General features: G+C 73.6%; 22 protein-coding genes and 1 tRNA gene. 12 read left to right on the forward strand and 11 right to left on the reverse strand.

The features are described from left to right. The first annotated feature begins 469 nt into the window (after positions 1 to 469). The 3 genes from JYK04_RS34775 to JYK04_RS34785 all read left to right on the forward strand — a co-directional run bounded on the left by JYK04_RS34775 (position 470) and on the right by JYK04_RS34785 (position 4,076). Entirely contained in the window at positions 470 to 1,363 is an 894-nt protein-coding gene (locus tag JYK04_RS34775) for a LysR family transcriptional regulator (protein WP_189741994.1), read from the forward strand. Between the two features lie 88 nt (positions 1,364 to 1,451). Beyond that, positions 1,452 to 2,708: a putative Ig domain-containing protein gene (locus JYK04_RS34780; protein ID WP_189741990.1), complete on the forward strand. Its 1,257-nt coding sequence runs from the start codon at positions 1,452 to 1,454 to the stop codon at positions 2,706 to 2,708. Positions 2,709 to 2,792: 84 nt separating this feature from the next. Continuing rightward, on the forward strand, positions 2,793 to 4,076 hold the full coding sequence (locus tag JYK04_RS34785) for a cytochrome P450 family protein (RefSeq protein ID WP_229876098.1): 1,284 nt from the start codon (positions 2,793 to 2,795) through the stop codon (positions 4,074 to 4,076). Here the strand turns inward: JYK04_RS34785 and JYK04_RS34790 are convergent. Beyond that, positions 4,032 to 5,615: a molybdopterin-dependent oxidoreductase gene (locus tag JYK04_RS34790; RefSeq protein WP_189742133.1), complete on the reverse strand. Its 1,584-nt coding sequence runs from the start codon at positions 5,613 to 5,615 to the stop codon at positions 4,032 to 4,034. The two genes, JYK04_RS34785 and JYK04_RS34790, sit on opposite strands and share 45 nt — an antisense overlap. Positions 5,616 to 5,831: 216 nt before the next feature. Between JYK04_RS34790 and JYK04_RS34795 the strand changes: the two genes are divergently transcribed. Beyond that, positions 5,832 to 6,353, forward strand: coding sequence for an MFS transporter (locus tag JYK04_RS34795; protein WP_189741987.1), 522 nt, complete (start codon positions 5,832 to 5,834; stop codon positions 6,351 to 6,353). Next, on the forward strand, positions 6,329 to 7,246 hold the full coding sequence (locus JYK04_RS34800; protein WP_189741984.1) for an MFS transporter: 918 nt from the start codon (positions 6,329 to 6,331) through the stop codon (positions 7,244 to 7,246). Before JYK04_RS34795 ends, JYK04_RS34800 begins: the two co-directional genes overlap by 25 nt. Positions 7,247 to 7,314: 68 nt before the next feature. Here JYK04_RS34800 and JYK04_RS34805 read toward each other — a convergent pair whose 3' ends face one another. Together JYK04_RS34805 and JYK04_RS34810 are read right to left on the reverse strand one after the other, a co-directional pair. Continuing rightward, positions 7,315 to 9,609 (reverse strand): alpha-N-acetylglucosaminidase, encoded by a 2,295-nt coding sequence (locus JYK04_RS34805; protein WP_189741982.1) that lies wholly within the window; start codon positions 9,607 to 9,609, stop codon positions 7,315 to 7,317. 15 nt (positions 9,610 to 9,624) lie between these two features. Next, a complete protein-coding gene (locus JYK04_RS34810) occupies positions 9,625 to 11,301 on the reverse strand; it encodes a ricin-type beta-trefoil lectin domain protein (protein ID WP_229876095.1) in 1,677 nt (558 codons plus the stop codon). Between the two features lie 156 nt (positions 11,302 to 11,457). Between JYK04_RS34810 and JYK04_RS34815 the strand changes: the two genes are divergently transcribed. From JYK04_RS34815 to JYK04_RS34825, 3 genes are read left to right on the forward strand one after another with little or no spacing between them, the layout of a single operon-like run. Continuing rightward, entirely contained in the window at positions 11,458 to 12,114 is a 657-nt protein-coding gene (locus JYK04_RS34815; protein ID WP_189741979.1) for a TetR/AcrR family transcriptional regulator, read from the forward strand. A gap of 14 nt (positions 12,115 to 12,128) precedes the next feature. Continuing rightward, positions 12,129 to 13,100: a serine/threonine dehydratase gene (locus tag JYK04_RS34820; RefSeq protein WP_189741976.1), complete on the forward strand. Its 972-nt coding sequence runs from the start codon at positions 12,129 to 12,131 to the stop codon at positions 13,098 to 13,100. A gap of 13 nt (positions 13,101 to 13,113) precedes the next feature. After that, positions 13,114 to 13,914 carry an alpha/beta fold hydrolase gene (locus tag JYK04_RS34825; RefSeq protein WP_189741973.1) on the forward strand — a complete coding sequence of 267 codons (801 nt, stop codon included), beginning with the start codon at positions 13,114 to 13,116 and terminating at the stop codon, positions 13,912 to 13,914. A 230-nt stretch (positions 13,915 to 14,144) separates the two neighbouring features. Here the strand turns inward: JYK04_RS34825 and JYK04_RS34830 are convergent, their stop codons facing one another. Next, positions 14,145 to 14,693, reverse strand: coding sequence for a DUF1062 domain-containing protein (locus tag JYK04_RS34830; protein ID WP_189741970.1), 549 nt, complete (start codon positions 14,691 to 14,693; stop codon positions 14,145 to 14,147). A 403-nt stretch (positions 14,694 to 15,096) separates the two neighbouring features. Here JYK04_RS34830 and JYK04_RS34835 point away from each other — a divergent pair, with 403 nt between their 5' ends. Next, positions 15,097 to 15,699 carry a hypothetical protein gene (locus tag JYK04_RS34835; protein ID WP_189741968.1) on the forward strand — a complete coding sequence of 201 codons (603 nt, stop codon included), beginning with the start codon at positions 15,097 to 15,099 and terminating at the stop codon, positions 15,697 to 15,699. 45 nt (positions 15,700 to 15,744) lie between these two features. Here JYK04_RS34835 and JYK04_RS34840 read toward each other — a convergent pair whose 3' ends face one another. Both JYK04_RS34840 and JYK04_RS34845 read right to left on the reverse strand, forming a co-directional pair. Further along, on the reverse strand, positions 15,745 to 15,933 hold the full coding sequence (locus tag JYK04_RS34840; RefSeq protein WP_189741965.1) for a hypothetical protein: 189 nt from the start codon (positions 15,931 to 15,933) through the stop codon (positions 15,745 to 15,747). 56 nt (positions 15,934 to 15,989) lie between these two features. Next, positions 15,990 to 16,460 carry a universal stress protein gene (locus tag JYK04_RS34845; protein ID WP_202185937.1) on the reverse strand — a complete coding sequence of 157 codons (471 nt, stop codon included), beginning with the start codon at positions 16,458 to 16,460 and terminating at the stop codon, positions 15,990 to 15,992. Between the two features lie 190 nt (positions 16,461 to 16,650). Here JYK04_RS34845 and JYK04_RS34850 point away from each other — a divergent pair, with 190 nt between their 5' ends. Continuing rightward, positions 16,651 to 17,016, forward strand: a complete 366-nt coding sequence (locus tag JYK04_RS34850; protein ID WP_189741962.1) for a hypothetical protein — start codon at positions 16,651 to 16,653, stop codon at positions 17,014 to 17,016. On the opposite strand, the gene JYK04_RS34855 is transcribed toward JYK04_RS34850, so the two are convergent. Then, a complete protein-coding gene (locus JYK04_RS34855) occupies positions 16,970 to 18,112 on the reverse strand; it encodes an AraC family transcriptional regulator (RefSeq protein WP_189741958.1) in 1,143 nt (380 codons plus the stop codon). The two genes, JYK04_RS34850 and JYK04_RS34855, sit on opposite strands and share 47 nt — an antisense overlap. 177 nt (positions 18,113 to 18,289) lie before the next feature. On the opposite strand from JYK04_RS34855, the gene JYK04_RS34860 reads away from it, so the two are divergent. Further along, a complete protein-coding gene (locus tag JYK04_RS34860) occupies positions 18,290 to 19,675 on the forward strand; it encodes a serine hydrolase domain-containing protein (protein ID WP_189741955.1) in 1,386 nt (461 codons plus the stop codon). Between the two features lie 35 nt (positions 19,676 to 19,710). On the opposite strand, the gene JYK04_RS34865 is transcribed toward JYK04_RS34860, so the two are convergent. Both JYK04_RS34865 and JYK04_RS34870 read right to left on the reverse strand, forming a co-directional pair. Next, positions 19,711 to 20,079 (reverse strand): VOC family protein, encoded by a 369-nt coding sequence (locus JYK04_RS34865; RefSeq protein WP_202185939.1) that lies wholly within the window; start codon positions 20,077 to 20,079, stop codon positions 19,711 to 19,713. 9 nt (positions 20,080 to 20,088) lie between these two features. Continuing rightward, positions 20,089 to 20,379, reverse strand: coding sequence for a hypothetical protein (locus JYK04_RS34870; protein WP_189741952.1), 291 nt, complete (start codon positions 20,377 to 20,379; stop codon positions 20,089 to 20,091). Positions 20,380 to 20,600: 221 nt separating this feature from the next. On the opposite strand from JYK04_RS34870, the gene JYK04_RS42210 reads away from it, so the two are divergent. Continuing rightward, the gene (locus tag JYK04_RS42210) at positions 20,601 to 21,389 is read left to right on the forward strand and encodes a hypothetical protein (protein WP_308431073.1); all 789 of its coding nucleotides are present in this window, start codon (positions 20,601 to 20,603) and stop codon (positions 21,387 to 21,389) included. Here the strand turns inward: JYK04_RS42210 and JYK04_RS34880 are convergent, their stop codons facing one another. Together JYK04_RS34880 and JYK04_RS34885 are read right to left on the reverse strand one after the other, a co-directional pair. Next, positions 21,390 to 23,261: a hypothetical protein gene (locus JYK04_RS34880; protein WP_189741950.1), complete on the reverse strand. Its 1,872-nt coding sequence runs from the start codon at positions 23,259 to 23,261 to the stop codon at positions 21,390 to 21,392. It abuts the gene before it with no gap. After that, positions 23,261 to 23,336 (reverse strand) — tRNA-Cys (locus JYK04_RS34885). Before JYK04_RS34885 ends, JYK04_RS34880 begins: the two co-directional genes overlap by 1 nt. Between the last annotated feature and the right edge of the window lie 74 nt (positions 23,337 to 23,410).

Consider the following 23,410-nt stretch of genomic DNA (forward strand, 5'->3'; position numbering starts at 1 on the left):
GCGGGCGAGCCGACGAGCCGACGAGCCGACGAGCCGTGCAACGGCGGTGCGGGGCGGGCCGGAAGACGGGGGAGTGCGGTGGTCGCGCGCACCGGCCGGGACACCCACCGCGGGTACGGCGGGCTTGAACCGTGGTCAAACACCCGCATGCCGCGTTGCATCGTGCGGTGGCCGCCGTGCACTGTCAACAGCCATGCGGAATACGGTGCTTCGTTCCGGCGGCATACACGTGCCACCCCCGATTCCGCCCCGGCGGGCCCACGACACCCCCCGGCCGGGCCGGTGGCCTGCGGCGTTTCCCGCCGGGCCGGGCCGACCCCGCCGCGCGGGCCGGCGCGCCACCGCCCTCGGGGACATGCCGCACCGGCATGCGCACGCGCCGACCGGGCATGTCCGGCACCCGGGACTCGGCCGGATGTTCATCCGTCGAGCCCTTACAGGTACAGCCCCACGCGGTTACCGTCCGGTCATGACCCCCACCCTCGCGCAGCTCCGCTACCTCGTCGCCGTCGCCGACTGCCGGTCCATCACCGGGGCCGCAGCCTCGGTCTTCGTCGCCCAGTCCGCGCTGTCCCGGGCCGTGCAGGCCATGGAGCGCGATCTCGGCGTCGAGCTCCTGGCCCGGCGGGGAAGGGGGGTGGACCTCACACCGGAGGGGGCCCGGGTCGTCCGGCTGGCCCGGACCGTGCTCAACGCGGTGGAGGCCATCGACGACATCGGGACCCCGCACGGCGGGGGCGCCCGGACGGTCCTGACGCTGGTCACCACCCCCACCCTCGCCCTCGACCTGGCCACCGACCTGATCGCGGCCTTCACCGGGCGGCACCCGGCCGTCGACGTCCGGCTCCAGCAGCACGGCAGCAGGGAGGCCCTGGTCGAGGAGATCACGCAGGGGCGCTCGGAGCTGGCCCTGGTCGACCTGCCCGTCGACAAGGAGCTCTCCACCCACTTCATCCAGGAACGGGAGGTGGTGCTGATATCGCCGCCGGGCTCCCGGCTGCCCCATCCGATGCCCCTGCGCATGCTCGACGGGCTGCCCATGGTGCTGCCCACTCCGGGGACCGGCCGGCGCACCGAGATGGAGGCCATGTTCAGCTGCCTCGGAGTACGGCCGCTCCCCACCCTGGAGGTCGACGAACGCCTCGCCTGGGTGACGGGGGTGACGGACGGACGGGGCTCCCTCATCTGGTACCGGGACGTGGTGCCGAGGGCCTTCGGGAGCCGGGCCGAGATCCGCTCGTTCACGCCGCCGCTGCTGCGCCCGGTGGGCATCGCCCACGCCCGGCGGCCGCTCAGCCGGGCGGCCCGTGCGTTCATCGCACAGGCCGGGCACAAAGCACCCGTACGGGAGCCGGTGCGCTGACCTGACATGCCCCCGCGGCATTGAACGATGCTCGAACGGGCGGGTGCCGGGTCTGGCACGCCCACCGACGTCCCCTCACATTGTGCGCATGTCCCGACTCCTGACACCCCCATGGGCGGCCGCCCTCACGACCGCGGCCCTCGCCGCGATCCTGCCCGCGCTCGCCTGGACGGCCACGGCCACCGTCACCGCAACCGCCTCCACGGGCTCCGCCGCCCCACCGGCAGCCGCCGTGGCTGCGGCGCCGGAGAAGAAGTGCACCCTCCCCGGCGGCCTCGCGGAGCTCAGCAGCCTCGCTATGAGCCGCAGGCATCCAGGGGTGTTCTACGCCGTCAACGACAGCGGGAACACCAACCAGGTCTTCGCCGTCGACTGCAACGGCGCCACCGGCCGGCTGCTGGCCACCTTCACCGTCTCCGGCGTCGGCAACACCGACTGGGAAGGCCTGGCGCTCGGTACGGACGCGGGCGGCGGCCCGGCGATCCTGGTCGGCGACATCGGGGACAACCTCGGCGGGCGCGCGGAGATCACCGTGCACCGGTTCGCCGAGCCCGATCAGCTCACGAACGCCACAGTGACGCCCGTGACCTACCGCTTCGCCTACGCCGACGGAAAGCACGACGCCGAGTCCCTGCTCGCCGACCCCGTGACCGGCCGGCTCTACGTCGCCAGCAAGCTCATCGGAGCCGCCGGCCGGCTGTACCAGGCCCCACTGCCGCCGGTGACCGGTCAGGTCAACACCCTCACCGCGGTCCGGCCCGGCCCCGTGTTCGCCACCGACGGCGCCTTCTCGCCGACGGGTGCCTCGTACACCCTGCGCAGTGGCGGGCCGCTGGGGGCCAATACCGCCTCCGTGTACGACACGGCCGGGGTCAAGCTCGCGGACGTCGCCCTCCCGGCCCAGTCGCAGGGGGAGACGGTGACGTACGCCGACTGCGCGAACCTGCTCGTCGGTTCGGAGAACGACACGCAGATCTGGCGGGTCCCGCTGCCACCGGAGGCCACCCCGGGCTGCGGCACCAACCCCACGCCGATCCCGACACCCACACCCACACCCACACCCACACCGACACCCGCCCCCGGCGGGCTGAAGCTCACCGACCCCGGCCCGCAGACGTGCACGTTCAACCAGCCCTGCACCGTCCGGCTCACCACCACCGGGGCGAAGCCCCCCGTCCGGTACGCCGCCACCGGCCTGCCGTGGGGCCTGGCGCTCGACAGCGCCTCCGGGCGGATCACCGGCAAGCCCTGGGGCAGCGGCGCCTTCCGGGTCACCGCCACCGCGAGCGACGCCACCGGAGCCACCGCGGGCACCACCTTCACCCTGACCGTCGGCTGGTTCTGAGACGGGACGGGAACGGGCTTGTCCAACCCACCCCCGAGGCCGCACTGTTGACCGAGTTTCGTCCCTCAGGTCAGGAGAACCGGCTTGTCGTCCCCCATCTCGCCCGTCCCGCAGGCTCCGGGTACCCCGTACGTGATCGACCCCGCCGGCGGCTGCCCGCACGCCCTCAACGCCCGGCTGCGCGCCGAACACGGCGCGGTGGCGGAGGTCGTGCTCCCCGGTGGGGTCCCCGGGGCGGTCGTCCTGGGGCACGACGCGCTGAAGGAGTTCCTCGCCCACCCCGACGTGGCCAAGGGCGCCCGGCACTTCCCCGCCCTGCACGACGGCACCATCCCCGCCGACTGGCCGCTGCGGGTCTTCGCCAACGCCCAGGGCATGCACACCGCGGACGACGCCGACCACCGCCGCCTGCGCGGGCTCGTCGGCAAGGCCTTCACCATCCGCCAGGTGGAACGGCTGCGGCCGCGCGTCGAGGAGCTGACCGCCGAACTCCTCGACGACCTCGGGCGGGCCGCGGCCGGCTCCCCGGACGGGACCGCCGACCTGTACGAGCACTTCGCCCTCCCGCTCCCGATGAACGTCATCTGCGAGCTGCTCGGCGTGGACCCCGAGCACCGGGGCCGGCTGCACCACCTGACCAACCAGGTGATCATCGCCACCGACATCACCCCGGCCGAGAAGATGGCCGCCCTGCAGGAACTCATGGCCCTGACCGGAACGATCGCGGCCGCCCGCGCCGCGAACCCCGGCGAGGACCTCACCAGTGCGCTGATAGCCGCCCGCGAGGACGACGGGGACCGGCTCACCGAGGTGGAACTCATCGGCACCATGCGGCTGATGCTCGTCGCGGGCCACGAGACCACCCTCAACCTGATCGTCAACGCGGTCCGTGCCCTGTGCGCCCACCGCGACCAGCTCGCGCTGGTCCTGGACGCCAAGGCCACCTGGTCGGACGTGGTCGACGAGACCCTGCGCTGGGACACCCCGGTCAGCTGGTTCCCGTTCCGCTACCCCACCCGCGACCTGACCGTCGACGGGACCGTGATCCCGCAGGGCACCCCGGTGCTCGCCGGATACAGCGCGGCGGGCCGCGATACGTCCTTCCACGGGCCGGACGCCGACCGCTTCGACATCACCCGCCCCACGGCCGCCCGCAGCCTCGCCTTCGGCCACGGCGCCCACTACTGCACCGGGGCCCCGCTCGCCCGGCTGGAGGCCACGATCGCCCTGGAGCGGCTCTTCACCCGCTTCCCGGACCTCGACCTCGCGGTCCCGGACGCCGAACTCCCGTACCAGAACAGCTTCATCAGCAACAACGTCCGCTCACTGCCGGTCCGCCCCGGCCGGCAGGCCACCGCCACCGCCTAGCGCCCGGACGCGTACGTCCACCGCGTGCCACCCCGTCGCCCCGTCCGGCACGGTCCCGGTGCGGACCCCCGTCTGCACCGCGCCCGTGCCGTCCGTGGCACGGACCTCCAGGGTGTGCCGCCCGGGGGTGGCGTCCCACGGCCAGACCCACTGCCGCCAGGTGTCGACGCCGTCCGCCGCCCCCAGCCGCGCCTCCTGCCAGGGGCCGCCGTCCACCCGTACCTGGACCCGGTCGATCCCGCGGTGCTGGGCCCACGCCACCCCGGCGACGGGCACCCGGCCCGGCGCCAGGTCGGCGTACGGGCGCGGCGTGTCGATCCGCGACTGCGTCTTGACCGTGGCCTGCTGGGCCCAGGACCTGCGCACCCAGTAGGCGTCGTAGGCGGCGAAGGTGGTCAGCCGCAGCTCGGTGAGCCATTTGCAGGCGGAGACGTACCCGTACAGCCCCGGTACGACCATCCGGACCGGGAACCCGTGGGCGAAGGGCAGCGGAACGCCGTTCATGCCGACGGCCAGCAGCGCCGCCCGGCCGTCCATCACGGCCTCGACCGGTGTGCCGATGGTCATGCCGTCCACCGAACGCGCCACCAGCTGGTCGGCGGGCCCGCCCTCGGACGGCGGCCGCACCCCCGCCTCGCGGAGCAGGTCCCCGAGGCGTACGCCGAGCCAGCGGGCGTTGCCCGCGTACGGGCCGCCGACCTCGTTGGACACACAGGTGAGGGTGATGTCGTGCTCGACCACCGGGCGGGCGAGGAGTCCGTGCAGATCCAGGGTCAGGGGCCGGGCCACCCCCTCCCCGTGGATGCGCAGCCGCCAGGTGTCCGCGTCCACGCGCGGGACGACCAGCGCGGTGTCCACCCGGTAGAAGTCCTGGTCCGGGGTGAGGAACGGGCCGAGCCCGGGCACCCGCAGATCCGCCCCGGCGGGCACCGGCGGCGCGGGCACGGTGGGCCGGGGGAGGAAGAAGCGGGCCCGGGAGGCGGTGGCCTCGGCGCTGCCGTGCGCACCCAGCCGCCGTGCCCCGAGCCCGACCCCCGCCGACGCCGCGAGGACGGCGACCACCAGCCGGCCGAAGCGGCGCCGGTCCATCGATCCGGCCCCGCCCGGCGAGGCTCCGGCCGGGCGGGTCCGCCACCCGGCCCTGACCAGCAAGTACAGCACCCCGGCCGAGACCAGTGCGCCCACCAGCGAGGGCAGCGCGTCCTGCCAGGAGGCATCCGGCCGGCTCAGCGCGGCCAGCGCCCCCACCAGCCCGCATCCGCCCGTGACGGCGATCGCGGCCGGGAGGTGGCGTACGGCGAGCAGCCCGGTGCCGACGGCGACCGCGGCCAGCGCGACGAGGATGCCGAGGCCCAGCACCAGCTTGTCGGAGGTGCCGAACAGCCGGATGGCCCATTCCCGGACGGCCACCGGCGTCAGGTCGACCACGGCCCCGCCGACGGCCGTGACCGGCGAGGCCTCGGGCCGGCCGGCCGCCGCGGCCAGCTGCGCGGCCGCCAGTCCGGCCACGGCCGCGACGATCCCGCTGACGGCGCCCATTGCACGCCGCGGCCGCGCGGAACGGCTCGGGTCTGACTCCACACGGCCAGTGTCCCGCGCCCGGGCCCTCCCGTGCCGCCGCCGTGCCGTCGGGCCTGACCGTCTTGCGCCCAGGGTGAAAGGACCACGCCCCGAGTGAACAGACCGTGGCGACGGCGGGGTGCGGGGCAACGATCACGGCATGCCCTCCCTTCACTCCACGCAAGCGTGGATACCGTGCCCCTGAAACCCGCGCGGATCCTCCGCACCTCGCCCTACCGGCCCGTACTCACCCACTCGACGCTGCGCCGCCTGTTACCGGGGTTCACCGTCTCCTCCCTCGGCGACGGCATGGCCGTGGTCGCCGTGAGCTGGCTGGCGATCGAGATCGCACCGGCGGCGGAACGCGCCCTGTGGGTCGCGCTGGCGGCCACCGCCTACACCCTCTCGGGCGCCGTGGGCGCGGTCCTCCTCGGACCGCTCCTGCGACACCGCTCCCCGGCCCGGCTCGTCGCCTGCGACGCCCTGCTGCGCGCCGCCGCCCCAGGCCGTGTCCGCAAAGTCCCGCCTGCCCCGCGACGCCTGGCACCGCACCTCGCCGCGTTGTCGGGCCGCCCGAGTACGTCCAGTACACGGGCGGCCCTCCGCCTTGCGATGCACGGCACCAGACGCCGCGGGGCCCGCCCTCCGGGCGGCCGGCGCTACTTTGCGGACACCCCCTCGGCGCGATCCCCGTGTTCCACGTGCTCGGGGCGCTGAGCATCGAGCTGTACGTGGTGCTGCTCGCCGCCTCCTCCGTCCTCCACTCGTGGGGCCGGGCCGGCATCCACACCCTGCTGGCCCGCCTGCTGCCGGAGCGCGACCACCTGGCCGGCAACGCCGTCCTGTCGGGCATCGGGTCGCTCTCCACTGTCTTCGGCCCGCCGCTCGCCGGCGCCCTGATCCTGTGGGGCGGCGCCGCCACCGTGATCGCCGTCGACGCGGCGACCTTCCTCGTCCTGGCCGCCACCTTCCTCTTCGGCGTGCCGCACGAGGACGCGCCCGCGCCCGGGGAGGGCGGCTCCCGTTCCGCGGGCTTCGCCGTCATCCGGCGCGCCCCCGCCCTGCTGGGCCTGCTCGCCCTGAGCTTCGCCTTCTTCTGCCTCTTCGGTCCCGTGTACGTGGCGCTGCCGCTGTACGCGTCCAACGGGCCGGGAGCTCCCGCCGCCGTGCTGGCCGCCTTCTACACGGCGTTCGGCGCCGGGGCCGTCCTCGGTTCCGTACTGACCGGGTACCTGGGCCGGCTGCCGATCCGGCCGGCCATGACCGGCATCGTCGTCGTCTTCGGCCTCTGCATGCTGCCGGCGGGCCTGGGGGCGCCGACGGCCGTCGGCGTCGCCGGGTTCGCAGCCGCCGGGCTGCTCTGGCCTCCGTACGCCTCGCTCTCCACGGCCTTCTTCCAGCGGTCGGCCCCGCCGGACCTGCTTCCCCAGACGCTGGCCGCGAGCACCGCGGTCCAGCTGCTCGCGGTGCCGCTCGGCACCGCGCTGGGCGGCCCGCTGGTGGCCGGGCTCGGCGCCCGGGGGACCCTGCTGGCCTCGGCCGTCTCGATCGCCGTCCTCGGCCTGGTGGCCGCCGGGGCCGTACGGGCGGGGCGGAAACGAGGTACATGACCCCGCGGCGCGGGCCCGCCCGGACCCGGGCAGGCCCGCGCCGCGGGTCAGCGGGTGGCGGCACCCCGCTACGGCAGGGCCGCCGCGATCTCGGCGGCCAGCCGGTACGGGTCACCGGTCGGCCGGTCCGGATGGCGGGTGGTGCGCTGCGCCCACTCCGCCTCGAAGGCGTGCCAGTCGATCTCCCGCGGCGCGGCCTTCTTCACCAGCGCCTCGTCCAGCGACGCGAAGTAGCGCGCCCACCGGGGCGCGTACAACTCCGAGATCAGGCCGCTCCATTCGCGGTTCGCGTAGTCGTGCAGGAAACCGCCCTCGCTGGTGCTGCGGCGGCCCCACACGCTCAGCAGCGAGCGGGCGTCGTACTCGTACCGGTCCCGCTCGGCCTCGTCCGCACCCCAGGAGCGCGCCGCGGACAGCCAGGTGCCGAGGAGGAAGGCCGGGTCGGATCCGGTGACCGCCTCCAACTTCCGCTCCCCGTCCTGCCATTCGGCCGTCAGGGCCCGGAAGCGGGTCAGGTCCTTGGCCTCGTGGGCCGCCTTGATCTTCGGCAGCAGCACCCGCGAGTGGTTGGCGAGGGCCTGCCGGGCGGTGTCCACCAGGTCGAAGCGGTAGGCGCTGGAGCCGCGCAGCGCCGGATCCACCTTCAGCAGGTGGTCCAGGGCCCTGCGCACCGAACCGGCCGGATAGCGCATGGACTTCGGGCTCCAGTACGCCGCCCCGGCCGCGGTCAGGCTCGGCCGGGCGGTGAACAGGCTGTCCTGCGACTCCGACCACAGGCCCGAGGAGGTGCTGTACGGCCCCTTGCGGAGCTCCTCCCAGGCCGCGGCCGCCGCGGCGTCCGGGCGGCCGTACCGGCGGGCCGCGAAGTCGGCGAACCACCGGCGCTGGTCGATCGGCCCGCGCTCCCACGCCAGATCGGTGAAGAGGTCGAAGGCGGCCGGGTTGGTCCCGGTGGCCTCCGGCAGGTAGGCGATCCCGGCGAGCGCGCTGTGCGCCTTGTCCCGCCAGGGGCCGAACCGCTCGATCCACACGGAGCTGTTCGCGCCGACCGTGGTGTGCCCGCCGAAGTTGTAGATGGTGCCCATCGCGTACGGGGCCCCACCCCAGCGGGCCTCGCGGTCGAGCCGGTTGTACCGGTCGGACAACCCGTCCAGGATCAGCAGCTTCGAGGTGTCCACCCCGGCCAGCAGCTCCGCGGTGGGGTCGTCCTGCCAGCCCAGCACCGCCCACAGCGCACCCGGACGGGCGGCGTGCAGTGCGCGCTGGATGGCGCCGGCGGCGGCGCGGACGTCGACGGAACCGGTCTGACCGCCCTCGTGCAGCGGGCTCATCCGGTACATCGTGCTGTCCCCGAACACCTCGCGCTGCTCGGCGTAGTACGCGGCGGCCAGCCTCCCGAACACGGGCGAGGCGGGGTCCAGCCAGTCCGGGCGGTCGAAGCCCGCCCAGTCGCCCTGCGCCACCGTCGCCGCCCCCGGGTTGCGCGCGGCGAACCCGGGCGGCACGGTGCCGAAGAAGCCCGGCAGCACCGGGGTCATGCCGAGCCCGCGCAGCTGCTCGGCGATCCGCCCGCCCAGCTCGGCGCGCTCGCGCATCAGCCGCTCGGTGACCGGGCCGCCGAAATCGCTCAGGTTCTGCAGCAGCCACCAGCTCTGGTGGCCGGGGCCGGGGATCCACTGCCGCAGCTCCTCGGCGGAGTAGCCGAACCCCTGGAGCGCCCGGTAGTACGGGTACTCGGCGCCGACCTGTACGAACACCTCGTTGATGCCGTGCAGGGCGAGCAGGTCGATCTGCCGCTGGTGCTCCTCGAAGGAGCGGTACGGGCCGGAGTACCCGTCGTCGGTGTCGTTCAGCGCGTACCGGTGCGGGACCTGCGCGCCGCGGGTGACCGGCGCCGGGACCGCCGGCAGCCGGCCGGGCAGCATGCCGATGCTGTCGCCGGGCCAGCCGATGTCGACCCCGGCGACGTGCTGGAGGTACCAGCCGACGCCCGTGAGCAGGGTGGCCCCGGTGCTGCCGCGCACGGTGATCGCGCCGGCGGTGCCGGACACGGTGAAGGTGTCGGAGGCGGCGGTCGTGTCGGGAACCAGCGTGAACTGCCCCCAGTGGCGCGGGAGCAGCCGCCGCAGGGCGGCCCGCGCGGGCGCGACGTCGAAGGTGTCGGCCCGGCCCGGACGCGGGGCGGCACCCGGGTGCGCGGGCGCCGGTACGGCGGCACGTGCGGGCGACCCCGCGCCCGGGGCGGTGGCCCCGGGCGCGGGCCCCGCGCAGATCAGTGCCAGCAGCGCCGCGGGAAGGGCGGCGAGGGCGAGCGGGCGCCGGGTCCTCGGCCTGCGCCCGCTGCGATGCGTCGGGTTCCTCATCCGTTCGCCCGGCCGTCAGACCGGCAGGGCCCAGGCCTGGTCGACCCGGTGGTCGCCGCACTCTGTCAGCCGCAGCCGCTCGGCCGGGGCGGAAGCCGCGGGAGCCGTCAGGCACATCCCGCTGACTTCCTCCACGAGGGTTCCGTCGCGGCGCTGCGACCAGCTCTGGCCGGGCTGCTCCGCCGCACGGTCCGAGCAGTCGGCCAGTTCCACGATGCGGTCCTCACCCGCCGACAGGCATTCGCCGGCCAGCCGCAGGGTCGCGTCCTTGCCCGCGGTCCAGCGCTGGTCGGGGGCTCCGGTGCAGGCGGCCATCACCACGGCGCCGACACCGGTGGTGTTGGCGCCGTCGGCACAGCGGGCGCCGTCACCGACGATCTGCCCGGTCGGCACGGCCTGGGCGCAGGCGCGGGGGCTGAGCCGCCAGACCCCGGTGTCGTGCCCGGCCACCTTGCCGGTCAGCGTCTCGGTGACCTCGCGGCTCGTGCCGGTCCACAGGTCCTGGGCACCGGCGGTGCAGTCGCCGAGGCCGATCTCGTCGAGCGGCACGTTGATGTCCCGGGTGGCGGAGGAGCGGTTGAGCACGGCCACCGCGCGGTCGCCGTTCGCGAGCGGCCGCACCAGGATCTCGAAGGTGGCGTTGGAGGAGACCACGGAGCCCTGACGGCCCATCGGGTCCTGGTCCAGCTGGATCATCCGGGTGTTGCCGAGGGCCGTGAGGCCCGCCGGGGTCAGCTTCGAGACGTCGGACGAGAGGATGAAGGGGGAGGCCATCATGGCCCACAGGGCGACCTGGCTGCGGCTCTCGGCGGCCGTGAGCCCGGGGGCGCCCGCGATCAGGAAGTCGGGGTCGTTCCAGTTGCCGGGGCCCGCGTACCGGCCGAGCCAGCGGTTGTAGCCGTAGTTGCCGAGCACCGCGCTCCACCGCGAGGTGGCGGGTGCGGCCGGGTTGTAGACCTTGATGTCCTTGCCCTCGCGCCACAGGTGGCCGGTCTCGCCGACCCAGCCGAGGACCTTGTGCCAGTCGGAGCCGCCCCACTCGCCCTGCTGGAAGTAGGCGGGCGCGGAGGCCGACAGGACCATGTCCCGACCGCTCTCCCGCAGGGCCTTCGCGACGTCGTTGTAGGCGTCGCGGTAGGCCTCCTCCTTGGTCGCGCCCTCCGGGACCCAGAGGTTGCACCCGTCCATCTTGACGTAGTCCACCTTCCAGGAGGCGAACTGGCGGGCGTCCTGGGCGTAGTGGTCCGCGCCGCCGCCCTGGGGGGCGCCGCTGCCCGGATACTTCTCGCAGGTGAGGGAGCCCGCGTCCTGGTAGATGCCGAACTTCAGGCCCTTGGCGTGCAGGTACTCGCCGAGCCAGGCCATGCCGTGCGGGAACTTCGCCGTGTTGACGACCAGACTGCCCTGCGCGTCGCGGCTCTTGGTCATCCAGCAGTCGTCGACGGTCACCGTGTCGTAGCCCTTGGCGGCGAGCCCGGTGGACACGAGCGCGTCGGCGTTGGCCACCACCTTGGCCTCGTCGATGTCGCACATGTAGTGCGCCCAGTTGTTCCAGCCCATGGGAGGGGTGAGCGCGAGCGGGGTGTCCGAGGTCGCCCGGGGCTCGGCCGCCGCAGGGGCGGGGGAGAGCGCGAGGGCGAACAGGGCGGCCGCGGTCAGGCAGGGGAGCGTTGCACGCAGGCGAGGCGGCACGGAGTCTCCTTGACGTGGGGGCAGTCGTGGGCCCAGTGCAGCGAGACGATTACCCACTGTCAACAGAAGTCGCTGATTGTCGGCCGATGACCAGCAATATGGCTGCAACCGTTGTCACACGAAAGTGCAGATACGTCGTATGTTACGGTGTATCTCATGCCGCGAAGATCAGCCGCCCTGGACCGTGCGACCCCGGAGGCCATCGCCGTCGCCGCCCTGCGGATCCTCGACGAGCAAGGGCCCGGCCACCTGAGCTTCCGCAGCCTCGCCGACCGGCTCGAGGTCTCCCACGCCACCGTGCAGCGCCGGTGCACCGACCTCGCCGGCCTGCTCGACCTGTGCACCGAGCACCTCGCCGGGCAGCTCCCCGAGATCCCCGCCGGCACCGACTGGGCGCGGGCCACCGAAGAGCGGTTCCGCGCCCTGTACCTGCTGCTCACCGCCCACCCCGGACTGCTGGCGCTGCGCGGCAGCCGGCCCTGGCTCGGACGTCAGCTGCTGGCCCGGCTCGTCGAGCCCGCCCTCGCCGACAGCGTGGCCGCCGGGATGACCGCCGCCGAGGCGATGACCGCCTACCGCCGCATGTACCTGCTCACCCTGGGCAGCGCCGCCTTCGTGGACCACCGGGATCCGGCCGCGGCAACCGCTGCCTCGCGGGCGGCCCTGGCCGCGCTGGATCCCGAGGAGTTCCCCGTGCTCGCGGGCGGACTGCCCGACGTACTGCCGGCCCTGACGGACCACGAGGTCTACTACGGAGCCCTGCGCCAGCTGATCGAAGCCGCCCGGCCCGACCGGCCCACCACCCGCACCTGATGGGGAGACAGCCCATGCACGCAGCACCGGCCCAGCAGCTCGACCACGCCGCCGTCCGCGCCGCCGCCGACCGGATCGCGGGCGGGATACGCCCCGTCACGGTGGCGCCCGCGGCCGAAGCGGGGGTCTGGTACGCACTGGAGTACCTCCAGCACACCGGCTCCTTCAAGGCCCGCGGCGCCCGCAACTTCCTCGCCGCCCACCACGAGGCCGGCGCCCTCCCGGCCGCCGGAGTCACCATCGCCTCCGGCGGCAACGCCGGGCTCGCCTGCGCCTGGGCGGCCCGCGCGCTGTCCGTGCCCGCGACCGTGTTCCTGCCCGCCAACGCCCCGCGGGTGAAGGTGGACCGGCTGCGCGGGTACGGGGCCGAGGTACGGCTCGTCGGCGACCGGTACGCCCAGGCGCTGGCCGCCTGCGAGGAGTTCGCCGCCGAGAGCGGGGCGCTGAGCAGCCACGCCTACGACCACCCGCTCATCGCGGCGGGCGCCGGCACCCTGCTGGAGGAGATCCGGGCCGCCCTGCCCGGCCTGGACACGGTGGTCGTCGCGGTCGGCGGCGGCGGACTGTTCGCCGGGGTCGCCACGGCCGCGCGCGAACACGGCGTACGGGTGGTGGCGGTCGAGCCGGAGAACTGCCGGGCCCTGAACGCGGCCCTGGCGGCGGGCCGGGTCGTGGACGTGGCCGTGGAATCCGTCGCCGCCGATTCCCTGGGGGCCACCCGCGTCTCGGCGGACGCGCTGGCCGCCGCGCAGCACGAGAACGTCACGTCGGTCCTCGTGCCCGACACGGAGATCACGGCCGCCCGGCGCGCGCTCTGGGAGGAGCACCGGATCGTGGTCGAGGCGGGCGCGGCCACCGCCGCGGCGGCGCTGCGCGCGGCGCCGCAGCCCCTGGGCGGCCGCGTCGCCGTCATCCTCTGCGGCGCCAACACGGACCCCCGGGACCTCGTGGAACAGGCTGAACAGCCGCTGACGTCCGCGGTGTGACGGGATCACGGGTATGACGACCACCGAGCTGATCCCCGTCGCCGGCGGCGGCCGCATCTGGGCCGAGAGGGCCGGGGACGGTCCCCCGCTCGTCCTGCACCACGGATCGGTCCACGACAGCCGTCTGTGGGACCGCGTCTTCGCCGCGCTGGCGCGGCACCGCACCGTGGTTCGCTACGACGCCCGGGGGCATGGACGATCGACGCCCGCGACCGCGCCGTTCCGCTACGAGGACGACCTGCTGGCGGTCCTGGACCGGTTCGGCTTCCGGTCCGCGGAGCTCGTGGGGTTGAGCATGGGAGGAGAGGTCGCGCTCGACTTCACCCTGGAACATCCCGAACGGGTCCGCTCGCTGACGCTGATCGCGGCGTCCGCCGGCGGGCACGAGTGGCCCCGGAGCCCCGAGACGGACGCGTACGCCGCGGCGCTTCGCGGATCGGACGCACGCCGCATCGCCGAGCTGGAACTGACGGTCTGGGCGAGCCTGGGCGACCGGGCCCCGGGTTTCGACGTCATCGAACCGATGGTGCGGGAGAACGCCGAAGCCAGGGCGACCGCCGGGAAGGGACACGCGCTCGACCCCGACGAGGACGCCGTCGGCCGTCTGGACCGGATCGAGGCGCCGACGACGATCGTCGTCGGCGATCACGACCACCCGGAGATCGGCGTCATCGCCGCGCGGCTCGCCGACGGCATCCCCGACGCGCGGCTGGAGGTGGTCGCCGACAGCGATCACTACCTTCCGCTACGGGCGCCGGGCCGACTCCTCGAACTCCTCCTCGGGCCTTCCGACGCCTCGTCCTCCGCCCGCTGAGGGGAGCGCCCGGCTGCGTTGTCGGAGACATCCGTGACGTCTTTCAGGCCGGCTGCATACTGGAATTCGCTGGTTCGTGCGCGAGCCCGTGCATCAGGCCCGAAGCGGGCAGCCACGGGTTTCCACGTCACCTCGTGCGTGTGGCGGCCACTGAGCGGTGCCCTGCCCGCCACCGCGTAGAGCCTGTCCGGCGGATCCCGCCGGACAGGCCCTTGGCCCCGGGGATGGGGTCAGCGCTTGAGCGTGAAGGTGAAGTCCCCGGAGAGCTTGCCGCTCAGCCGGACCGCAGAGACGAGCTTCCCGTCCGTGATCAGTCTCCCGACCTCGGCCCGTGAAAGACCGCACCCCTCAGAGATCAATCGCACCGGCCGGACCGGGATCCGCGCCGCGAAGCGGACCGAGACGTCGATCACCTCACGGTCCAGGTGATCCGATCCGCCGGTGTCGAGGCGCCAGGCGCCGTCCCAGTCGAGGGCGATGTGATTGCGGCGCCGCACGACCGGATCCTGGAGCAGTTCGGCTGCCAGGCCCGGGTCGTTGTCGTGCAGTCGGTCCAGCAGCTCGGGTCGTACGGAGCGCACGTGCACCCGCTCCAGGACCGTGAGTTTCGCCGTGTCCCCGCAAGCGGTGCAGAGCACGAGGAGCCAGGCGTCGAGGAGTTTGTGGTTGGCGTTGACGCGAAATTTGCCGTTCGCCCGGAAGCGCCCGGACGCGCACGTGTGGCATCGGCGGAGAACAAGTGGCAGGCAGGTGGGAGCGACCACCCAGGTATTGAGCACAGAAGTACACCGGTTCCAGTGAGAAGACCGCAGCAGAAAGGAGCGCGGCGCACATGCGCGACGCGCGACGAATCAGCACTCGGGGGGTCTCACAGGGTGTACAACGGGACGTCCTTGCCTAGACGATCTTGTCCGGCAGCACGGTAACGGCGCACGGCGGGGCGGCTCCACTGGTTTTGTGGCGCCCTCTGCGAACGGGCCCGTCTCTTCCAGGTCCTGCCCGACGTCGTCCGTGTCCGTCGGATGGAGGTCTCGTCGACGTCGTGCACGGACGTCGGTCACTGCCCATGCGCGGCCTGTGCGCCCGTGCCCTCCTGCCGCCCTCTTGCACGTCCCACCCGGCGCCCTCACCGTGGCCGGGATGAGCTCGCGTTCCTACCACGCAGGGGGAGGGCTACACAGAGTGACTTCAGTGACGCCTTGGGCCGTTGAGACCTTCGGAACCGCGGCAAGCCGGCTGGCCGAGACGATCCCGGCCTGCCTCGTGGAAGCCCATGCCAGGGCTCGCCACGCTCATGAGCAGGTCCGCACACAGACCAAAGAAGCGTACGGCCATGGTCTCCACGCGGCACAGTACGAGACGCTCGCCGCCGGCCTGGCACCACTCGACGGCTCGTCCTCCCGACGCGTACAGGGCAGGACGGTAATGGTCATCGGCATCCATGCCATCCTGCCGATCCTCTACGCGAAGAGGGATGTCCCGGTCACTGCCGCGCGCCTCGCCAAGGCCTACGGCCCCCGGGCGGACCTGATCCGACGTCACGGCCCGGAGCCGATGCAACTGAAACTCGACCTCGGCTTGGAGGAGCTCGACGAGCAGCACATCCATCCGGACGTGGCGCTCCTCCCACCAGAGCTGCGGCTGGTCATCGTGGCGTACGCCTGCTCGGTCGAACAGGGCGTGATGCGGGTCGAGTGGGGCTCGGCAGAACTGCGCGACGACCGCTACCTCGTTTGGCACCACCACGAATCACTCCTCCCGCCGGCCAGGCCACGCGCTGCCTGATCGCTCGGGCCTGCTCCTTCTGACACCCTCGGTGCCCCTGCGAGCTCAGCGCTGCTGGGCCCTGTAGCGCTTGAGGAGAGCGGTGATCTTCACAGGGTCCGCGGCACCGTTCAGCTCGACCAGAAGATCATCGGGGCAGAGCTCGTAGTGGTCGCCCCACCATCGCCGCCCCTTGTTGTCCCAGATGCGGTAACCCCCGGGTACGCCCCTGGCTACGTATCGCCTCCTGCTCACCCTGCTCCCCCCTGCCGCCGCGATGGCCTGCGGCACGGTACCTCGCCGACGGGGCGTCAGTCGTTCTCGTCCGCGCCCTCGCGGACGAGAACGACCGTGCCGGCGGAGTACTGCACGACCTGCTGGCTCACCGACCCCAGCAGCGCGCCCTTGAACCCCCCGTACCCGCGGGTGCCGACCACCATCAGGTCCGCCTCCTTCGAGGCGTCGACCAGGACCTGCGCCGGGGACCCCTGCTCGACGCGCCGGAACACCGGTACGCCCGGCGAGGTGCCGACCGCCGCGGCGACCGTGTCCGCCAGCTTCCGGCGGGCGGCCTCCTCGGCCGTCACGGCCTCCGCGTCGGCGGTCTCGGAGGCCACCGGGTTGATCGCGAACGGATTGCGGTTCCACTCCCAGGCCATGACGGCGTGCACCCGGGCGCCCGTCATCGCGGCCTGCGCGACCGCCCAGCGCAGCGCCTCCTTGGAATGGTTCGATCCGTCCACGCCGACGACGATCAGCGGCTCGATGGTGGCCTCGCTCACGGTGGGTTCCTCTCGTTTCGCCCGGATGGTCGACCTCCTCCCTGTATACACGCAGGGGTGGGTCCGACCTCGAACGACGATCGTTGCGACGGCCGGCGACTTTCGAGGACAGCCCGCGGCCCCCGCCCCTTGCGAGGGTGTGAGTGTCCAGGCGACCGCCGCCGGACACGAACGACACGGAGGAACGGGCGTGGCTCAGCGCAAGGGTTGTCTGATCGGGTGCGCAGTGGCGCTGGTGGTCGGCGTGGGCCTCCTCGTGGCGGTGGTCTTCGGCATGGGGAAGGTCCTCGACATGGCCGACAAGACCCTGGTCGACCCCGCGGTCTACGAGGCCGTGAAGACCGGGGACGCGGAGAGCGAGGTCCGCGGCAGGCTCCCGTCCGGCGAGAGCTTCGTCAAGAGCGCCCTCAAGGAGGGCGGACCGGCCGAGCCCGAGGGCAGCAGCTGCTCCTGGTACATGTCCAGCGGCGAGGCCAAGAACGGCGAGGAGACCGTGCTCCGCTTCTGCTTCAAGGACGGCAGGCTCGCGGAGAAGGCCCAGTACCCCCTGAAGTGACCGGAAAGGCCGCCGGGGCGCCGGGCGCGGGTCGGTTGCCCGCGTCGGCGCCCATCGGCGTTGCCGCGAGGACCGCTTCGTTGCGGATGTCGCGCGGAGCCCGCCCCTCCCAGCGGTGCACCGCCCGGCGCAGCGCGCGCATGTCGCTGTAACCGACCCGGGCGGCGATCGAGCGGAGCGGCAGATCGGTGGCGCGCAGGAGCTCCATGGTGTGCGCCTGGCGCACGGCCTCGACCTCCTCGCGCCAGGTCGTGCCGTGCTCGCCCAGGCGCCGCTGGAGGGTGCGCGGGCTCATCGCCAGCCGTTGCGCCACCTGCTCCAGGCTCACGGCGTCCTCCCGGAAGGCGGAGTCCAGGACCATCCGGAAGCGGTCCTGCCAGAGCAGGGCCGGCTGCGCGGATGCGATCGTCAGCGCCGCTTGCCTGGCCAGGATGCGGTCCAGCCCCGGCTGCGCCTTGGGCAGCGGTGCGCGTACGTCGTTGTCGTGGAAGGTGATCGAGTTGTACGCGGCGCCGAAGTCGATGCGGGTGGTCCCGAAGAACTCCGCCAGCCGCCGGAAGCGGCCGGACGCCGCGTGCGTCACGGAGACGCGCAGCGGGACGACGGGCCGACCGGTGGCGGCCCGGGCCCGGGTCAGGAACACGCCCAGGGCGAAGAAGTCGATCGCCTCCACCACATCGGGACCCCAACTGCCCGTCGCATGACGAATGGTGAAGGACCGTCCGTCCTCCTCGACGAGGAGTTTCTCCTGGGCCGCGTCACCGATGACGGCGCTGTACTCCACCGCCTGCTTCAGGGTTTCCCGGAGGGTGGGCCCGGTGGTCACCAGGTAGTCCCACAGGCCGAACGTACCGATCGGCGCCTCGGCGGTGATCAGCGCGCCGATGGCCGTCCCCGGCTCCGCGAGGGTCAGCTGCTCCCACACGGCCAGCGCCGACGCGGTCGAGACCCGCGCCAGATCGTTGCCCAGGACCTCGGGTCCGAGGTCGGGTAATCGGGCGACCCTGCCCAGGCCCACCCCCGACCGGTGCAAGGCGTCGACGACGAACCGCGCGAGGTGGACGGAGACGGTGCCGTCGGTGCCAGGAGAGCGCATAGGACGGACGACGCTACCAGCCGGTCACTCGAACTGGCGTGTCAAGTCCTCTCTTCGGCGCCCGCAGGTCCTTATCAACGCCTCCGGGAGCGGCCTACGTTGGCGTGGATCCCGACATGTGGATCAAGAAGCGTACGGCGATGTTCCGTACGGGACCACCGAATCGAAGGAACCGATGTGACGTTCTCCCCGGCCCACTGGCAGAGCCGCCTCGACGCACTGCGCGCCGCCCATCACGTCCCCGGCGCCACCCTCGCGGTGTTCGCCGAGGGGCGGATCCACGAGCTGGCGAGCGGCATCCTGCACCGTGGCACGGGGGTGGAGGCGACCACCGACTCGGTGTTCCAGCTCGGATCGATAGCGAAGCTCTACACCGCGACCCTGGTCATGCAGCTCGCCGCCGCGGGCGAACTGGACCTCGACGCGCCCGTGATCGAGGTGCTCCCGGAGTTCTCCGTCGCCGACCCCGACGCCACCAAGACGATCACCGCCCGCCAACTCCTCAGCCACACCAGCGGTCTGACCTGCGACTTCACCTACGACAGCGGCCGCGGGGACGACTGTCTGGCCAAGTACGTCGCGGCGGCCCGGAACGTGGCGCTGGACTGCCCGCCCGGCACCGCGGTCTCCTACAGCAGCGTCGGCTACAACGTCCTCGGCCGCATCGTCGAGGTCCTCACCGGACGCACCTGGGACCAGGCCCTCAAGGAGCGGCTCGTCGCCCCCCTGAGCCTGACCCACACCATGACCCTGCCCGAGGAGGCACTGGCCTTCCGCACCGCGATGGGGCACCTTCCGGGCGACGGGCCGGACCCGGAGCCCGCACCGGCCTGGGACATGATGCCCCGTTCGGCGGGTCCGTACGGACGCGTCCTGGCCACCGCCGCCGACGTGCTCCGGCTGGCCAAGCTGCACCTCGACGGCGGCTCCGCCCCGGACGGCACACAGGTCCTCGGCGCCCGGGCCGTCGCGGAGATGCAGCGCTGGGCGGCCGACGTACCCGACAAGTGGACGGTGAGCGCGGACGGCTGGGGGCTGGGCTGGTCGCTCTACGACTGGCACGGGGTCCCGGGATACGGCCACGACGGCGCCTCGATCGGCCAGTACGGCTATGTGCGCGTGGTTCCCGGCGCCGATCTCGTCGTCGTCCTGCTCACCAACGGGGGCGCCTCCCGCTTCCTCTACGCCGACCTGATGCGCGAACTGCTCCGCGACCTCGCCGGGGTCCACATGCCGCCCGCCTTCGCGCCGCCCGCACGGCCCCCGGTCGTCGACGTGGCCCCGCTGGTCGGCACCTACCGCCGGGAGGGCGTGGTCATCACCGTCGGCGTCGGGCCCGACGGAGCCCCCCGCCTGCGGTACGAGTTCGTCGACGGGATGCGGGACTTCTCGCCGCCGCTGGACATGGACCTCACGCCGCTCAGCGCCACGGTCTTCGCCGCCTCCGGCGCCGGTCCCTCCTTCGGCGGGGACTGGATGCCCGTCGTCTTCTCCACCCTCGTGGACGGCACCCCCTGCTGCTACATCGGCATGCGCTGCGCCCCCAGGGCGGACGCCGGCTGAAGGTCCGGGCCGCCCCCGAGGAGGGCGGCCCGACGTCAGTGCAGGGTCAGGCAGAAGGGGTGCCCGGCCGGGTCCGTGAGGACCCGCCACCTGGCACCGCCCGGCTGGTGATCGGGCTTGCCCGCGCCCAGCTCCAGCAGCTCGGCCTCGGCCTCGTCGAGGTCGTCGACCGCGAAGTCGAGGTGCGACTGCTGGGGTGCGGACCCGTCGGGCCACCGCGGGGGCCGGTAGCCGTCCACCCGCTGGAATCCGAGGAACAGCCCGTCCTCGCGGGTGAGTCCGGCGAACTCGGTGTCCGACCGGGGGTGCGGCTCGAAACCGGTGGCCCGCGCGTAGAAATCGGCCAGCGCCTGGGGATCGGCGCAGTCGAGGGTGATCGCGGTCAGCCTCATTCGAAGGGGCACGGCAACTCCTCACTTCCCCTTGAGCAGTTGGTCGACCCGGGGGACGGACAGCCCGATCAGTTCCGACACTTCCCGGAGGGTGCGCCCCTGACGCAGCTCGCCCACGGCGGCGGTGCGTATGTCCTTGACCGTCTTCGCCACAGCGGGCAGCAGCTGGTCGGTGAACAGCCGCGCGGCCTGTTCCCGCGCGACGGGGGTCTCGATGTCGGCGAGGCGCGCCCGGACCGCGCTCAGGTACTCGACGGTCAAGATGCGCAGGTCATCGGGCACGTGCTGGTCGGATGGGGTGAGATCGGTCATGGGGACAGCGTACGCAGACGTGGTAGGAATTTAAGATGACCTTCCCCGTCGGCGCGTGTCGTGCCGGACGGGAGATGCGTCAAGTGAGCGCCCGGGGCCAGGTGTTCGGGGCGCCGCGTACCAGCTGGGCGGTCAAGTACCCCAGAAGGGAACCCCGTTGCGGCGAGCGGGTCGAGGGGACGGCCGTCCGCCCGCAGCCATCACACACCAGGAGCGCCAGCATGATCCTCGAACTCGCCGTGATCTACACGACCCGGCTCGACGCCTGCCGCGACTTCTACCGGGGCATCGGCCTCGACCTCGTGAGCGAGCGGCACGGCAGCGGGCCGGAGCACTACGCGGCGACGCTCGCCGACGGCGGCGTCCTGGAGCTCTACCCGGCCACGGCCCGCCCGGAGACCGGGTACCTGCGCCTCGGCCTCACCGCCCCGCCGAGCGGCGCCGGGTTCCTGCCGCCGGGCCGGCACACCCTGACCGACCCGGACGGCCGTACGGTCGTCCTCACCGTCGGGGAGGCCCGCCCGGGCCGGGTCCCGCCGGAGCCGCACACCGGCGGGCGGCCCCGGCCGGCCGGCGCCCCCTCCCGCGCGTCGGACGGCGGCCCCGTACCTCCCGAGGGCCGTACGGGCGTCACGTACGCCGAGATAGCCGAGCACTACGGAATGAGCGCCCGCTACCTGTCGGAGAATCCCCGGTGGGGACGGCACCCCGGGTGGCCGGCCGCCACCGGCAAGCGCGGCAGGACCATCGAGTTCGACCCGGAGGCCATCGCCCGGTTCTTCGGCGAGCACCACACCCGGGAAGCCACTGGCCTGGAACCGTCCCGCCACTACACCGTCGTCGAGATCGCCGAGGCGTCAGGCCTGCAGCCCGACAGCATCCGGTCGGACATCAGCCGCGGCCGGTGGCCCGCGCCGGACGGGATGGACGGCGACCGGAAGCTGTGGCGGGGCGAGACGGTCGCCACGCACCTGGCCGGCCGGCGCATCTACCGCAACAAGCCCAAGTGATCAGGGCGCGGCGGTGGCGAGGCGGAGGTCGGCCAGGCGCGCAGCGATCCGCGCGGCGGTGCGGGCCGGCAGCCGGGCGGCCCGGCCGTCGATCCAGGTGAGTACGCGGGCCTGTTCGTCCGCGTCGCACAGCGCGAGGTGGAACAGCAGCTGACGCCAGGCGTACGCGGTGCTCTTCACGGTCGCCGCCGGGCCGGTCGCGGCGGCGAACGCGCCCCGGGCCGGGCCCTCCCAGCCGCCCCGCGGGACGACGCCCGCGTGTACGACCAGGGTGGCGAGGTTGGAAGTGGTGAGGATCCTGGCCTGTTCGACGACCGCGGGGTCGCTCGCCAGTGGCCGGCCCGGGCGCCCGGCACGCTCGGCGCACAACCGGGCGAAGCCGTACCGGTCCCGGGCGTCCGCCAGCTCCTGCACCGCCGCGTAGTCGATGCCGTGGTAGCGCTCGTACACCGTGCCGCGCAGGAGTCCGGCGGCGGTCCGCGCGGCCGCGAGGACGGCGGGGTCGGCCATCCCGCTGTACGCGTCGGCCAGCGGCTCCGCGGCGAACGGCACGGGCAGCTCGGCGAGCCGCGCGAGCCCGGACAGTGCCCGTACGTGCAGGTTGGGCAACCCGGCGCCCGGGAAGGCCCGCACACAGGCCTCGCCGAGCATCCGCAGGGTCGAACGGGCCTCCTCCACCGGGTCGGCGGCCCAGGGGGCGACCGCGCGGACCCAGGGCAGCCCGCTGATCCGGGCATGGTGCTCCGGGCTCCACCACAACGGGTACCGGCGGTCGCGCCGGGCCCGGTAGGTCGCGGCGATCAGCGTGCGCAGCGACGCGTCGGCGTATCCCCGGGAGGTGTGCGTGACGATCAGCTGTACCGCCACCTCGCCCAGTACCTCCGCGGAGGAGATCACTCCGTGCTCCAGCAACGTGTCCAGGTGCGCGCTGAGCGCCGCGGTGACCGCGGCCCGCACCGGCGCCGGGACGACCGTCCCGGCCGGCAGCCCGGACTCCTCGGCCTCTTCGGGGGTCACCGGCCCGATCAGCGGTCCGACGTCCGCCAGCCCCCGGCTCACGTCGAGCGGCGCGAGCCGACGCAGCACGAGGGCGGCCAGGTCGTGGTGTGCGGGCCGGCCTGCCTGCCGGGCCTGGTCCCGGCGCAGCCGGGCGTGTTCGGCGGAGCCGGGCCGGCCGCGCTTGGCGACCATCGAGGCGACGGTACGGCGCAGCAGCCCGGCGAGGCGGGGCGACGGCTCGCGCCCGGCGACCCGCTCCTCCAGCGCGCGGCGCAGGACGGCCGGATTGGACTTGGGGTCGAGGTGCTTGGTGCAGCGGGTGTGCGCGGCCGCGAGCCGCTGGTACCGCGCGAGCAGGGCGGCGCCCTCGCCGGCGTCGTCCCGGGTGTCGCCCCGGGCGTCCTGTCCGGCGCTCTGCTCGGCGTCCGCGCCGACGCGCAGCCAGTGGTCGAGCAGATCGTCCTCGAAGGGGTGCCAGACCGTCAGCGCCTCGTGCTGTGCCTCGATCCCGGGCCGGGGCGCGCGGCGCGCGAGTGCCCCGGCGACCTCGCCGACGGTCCGCACGTGCACGTCGTCCGCGCCCGGTACGGGCCGGTCGGCGAGGTGGGGCGCGAACCGCACCTCGCCGGCGAAGGGCCGTAGCTCTTCCACGAGGGCGGCCGCCGCGCCGCTCTCCCCGGCACGCACCAGCCACGCGACGCACAGCAGCGCGGCCTCCTCCGGCGCGCGCACCTCGTAGCGCCCGCTGTCGAGCAGCGACCACAGCAGGGCGAGGCCCTCGTCGGTCAGGTAGTGGTCGAAGAGCCCGGCGGTGGAGAGCCCCGGGGCGGGGAGTCCTGAGGCCGGGAGCTGGTTCCCGGTGTTCTTGTCCATGGCCGGCGTGGCAGGTTCTGCCCCTGCGCCCTCCGACTGTGCAGGTCGGTGCTCTGGCTGCTGAGCTACACGCCGTTCGAGGTGAAATCTAGACGGGCGCCCGGCGATCGTACAACCCGGTTCCGGCTAAAGAGGTTTCGCGGCCTGCG

Source organism: Streptomyces nojiriensis (assembly GCF_017639205.1).
GTDB lineage: Bacteria > Actinomycetota > Actinomycetes > Streptomycetales > Streptomycetaceae > Streptomyces > Streptomyces nojiriensis.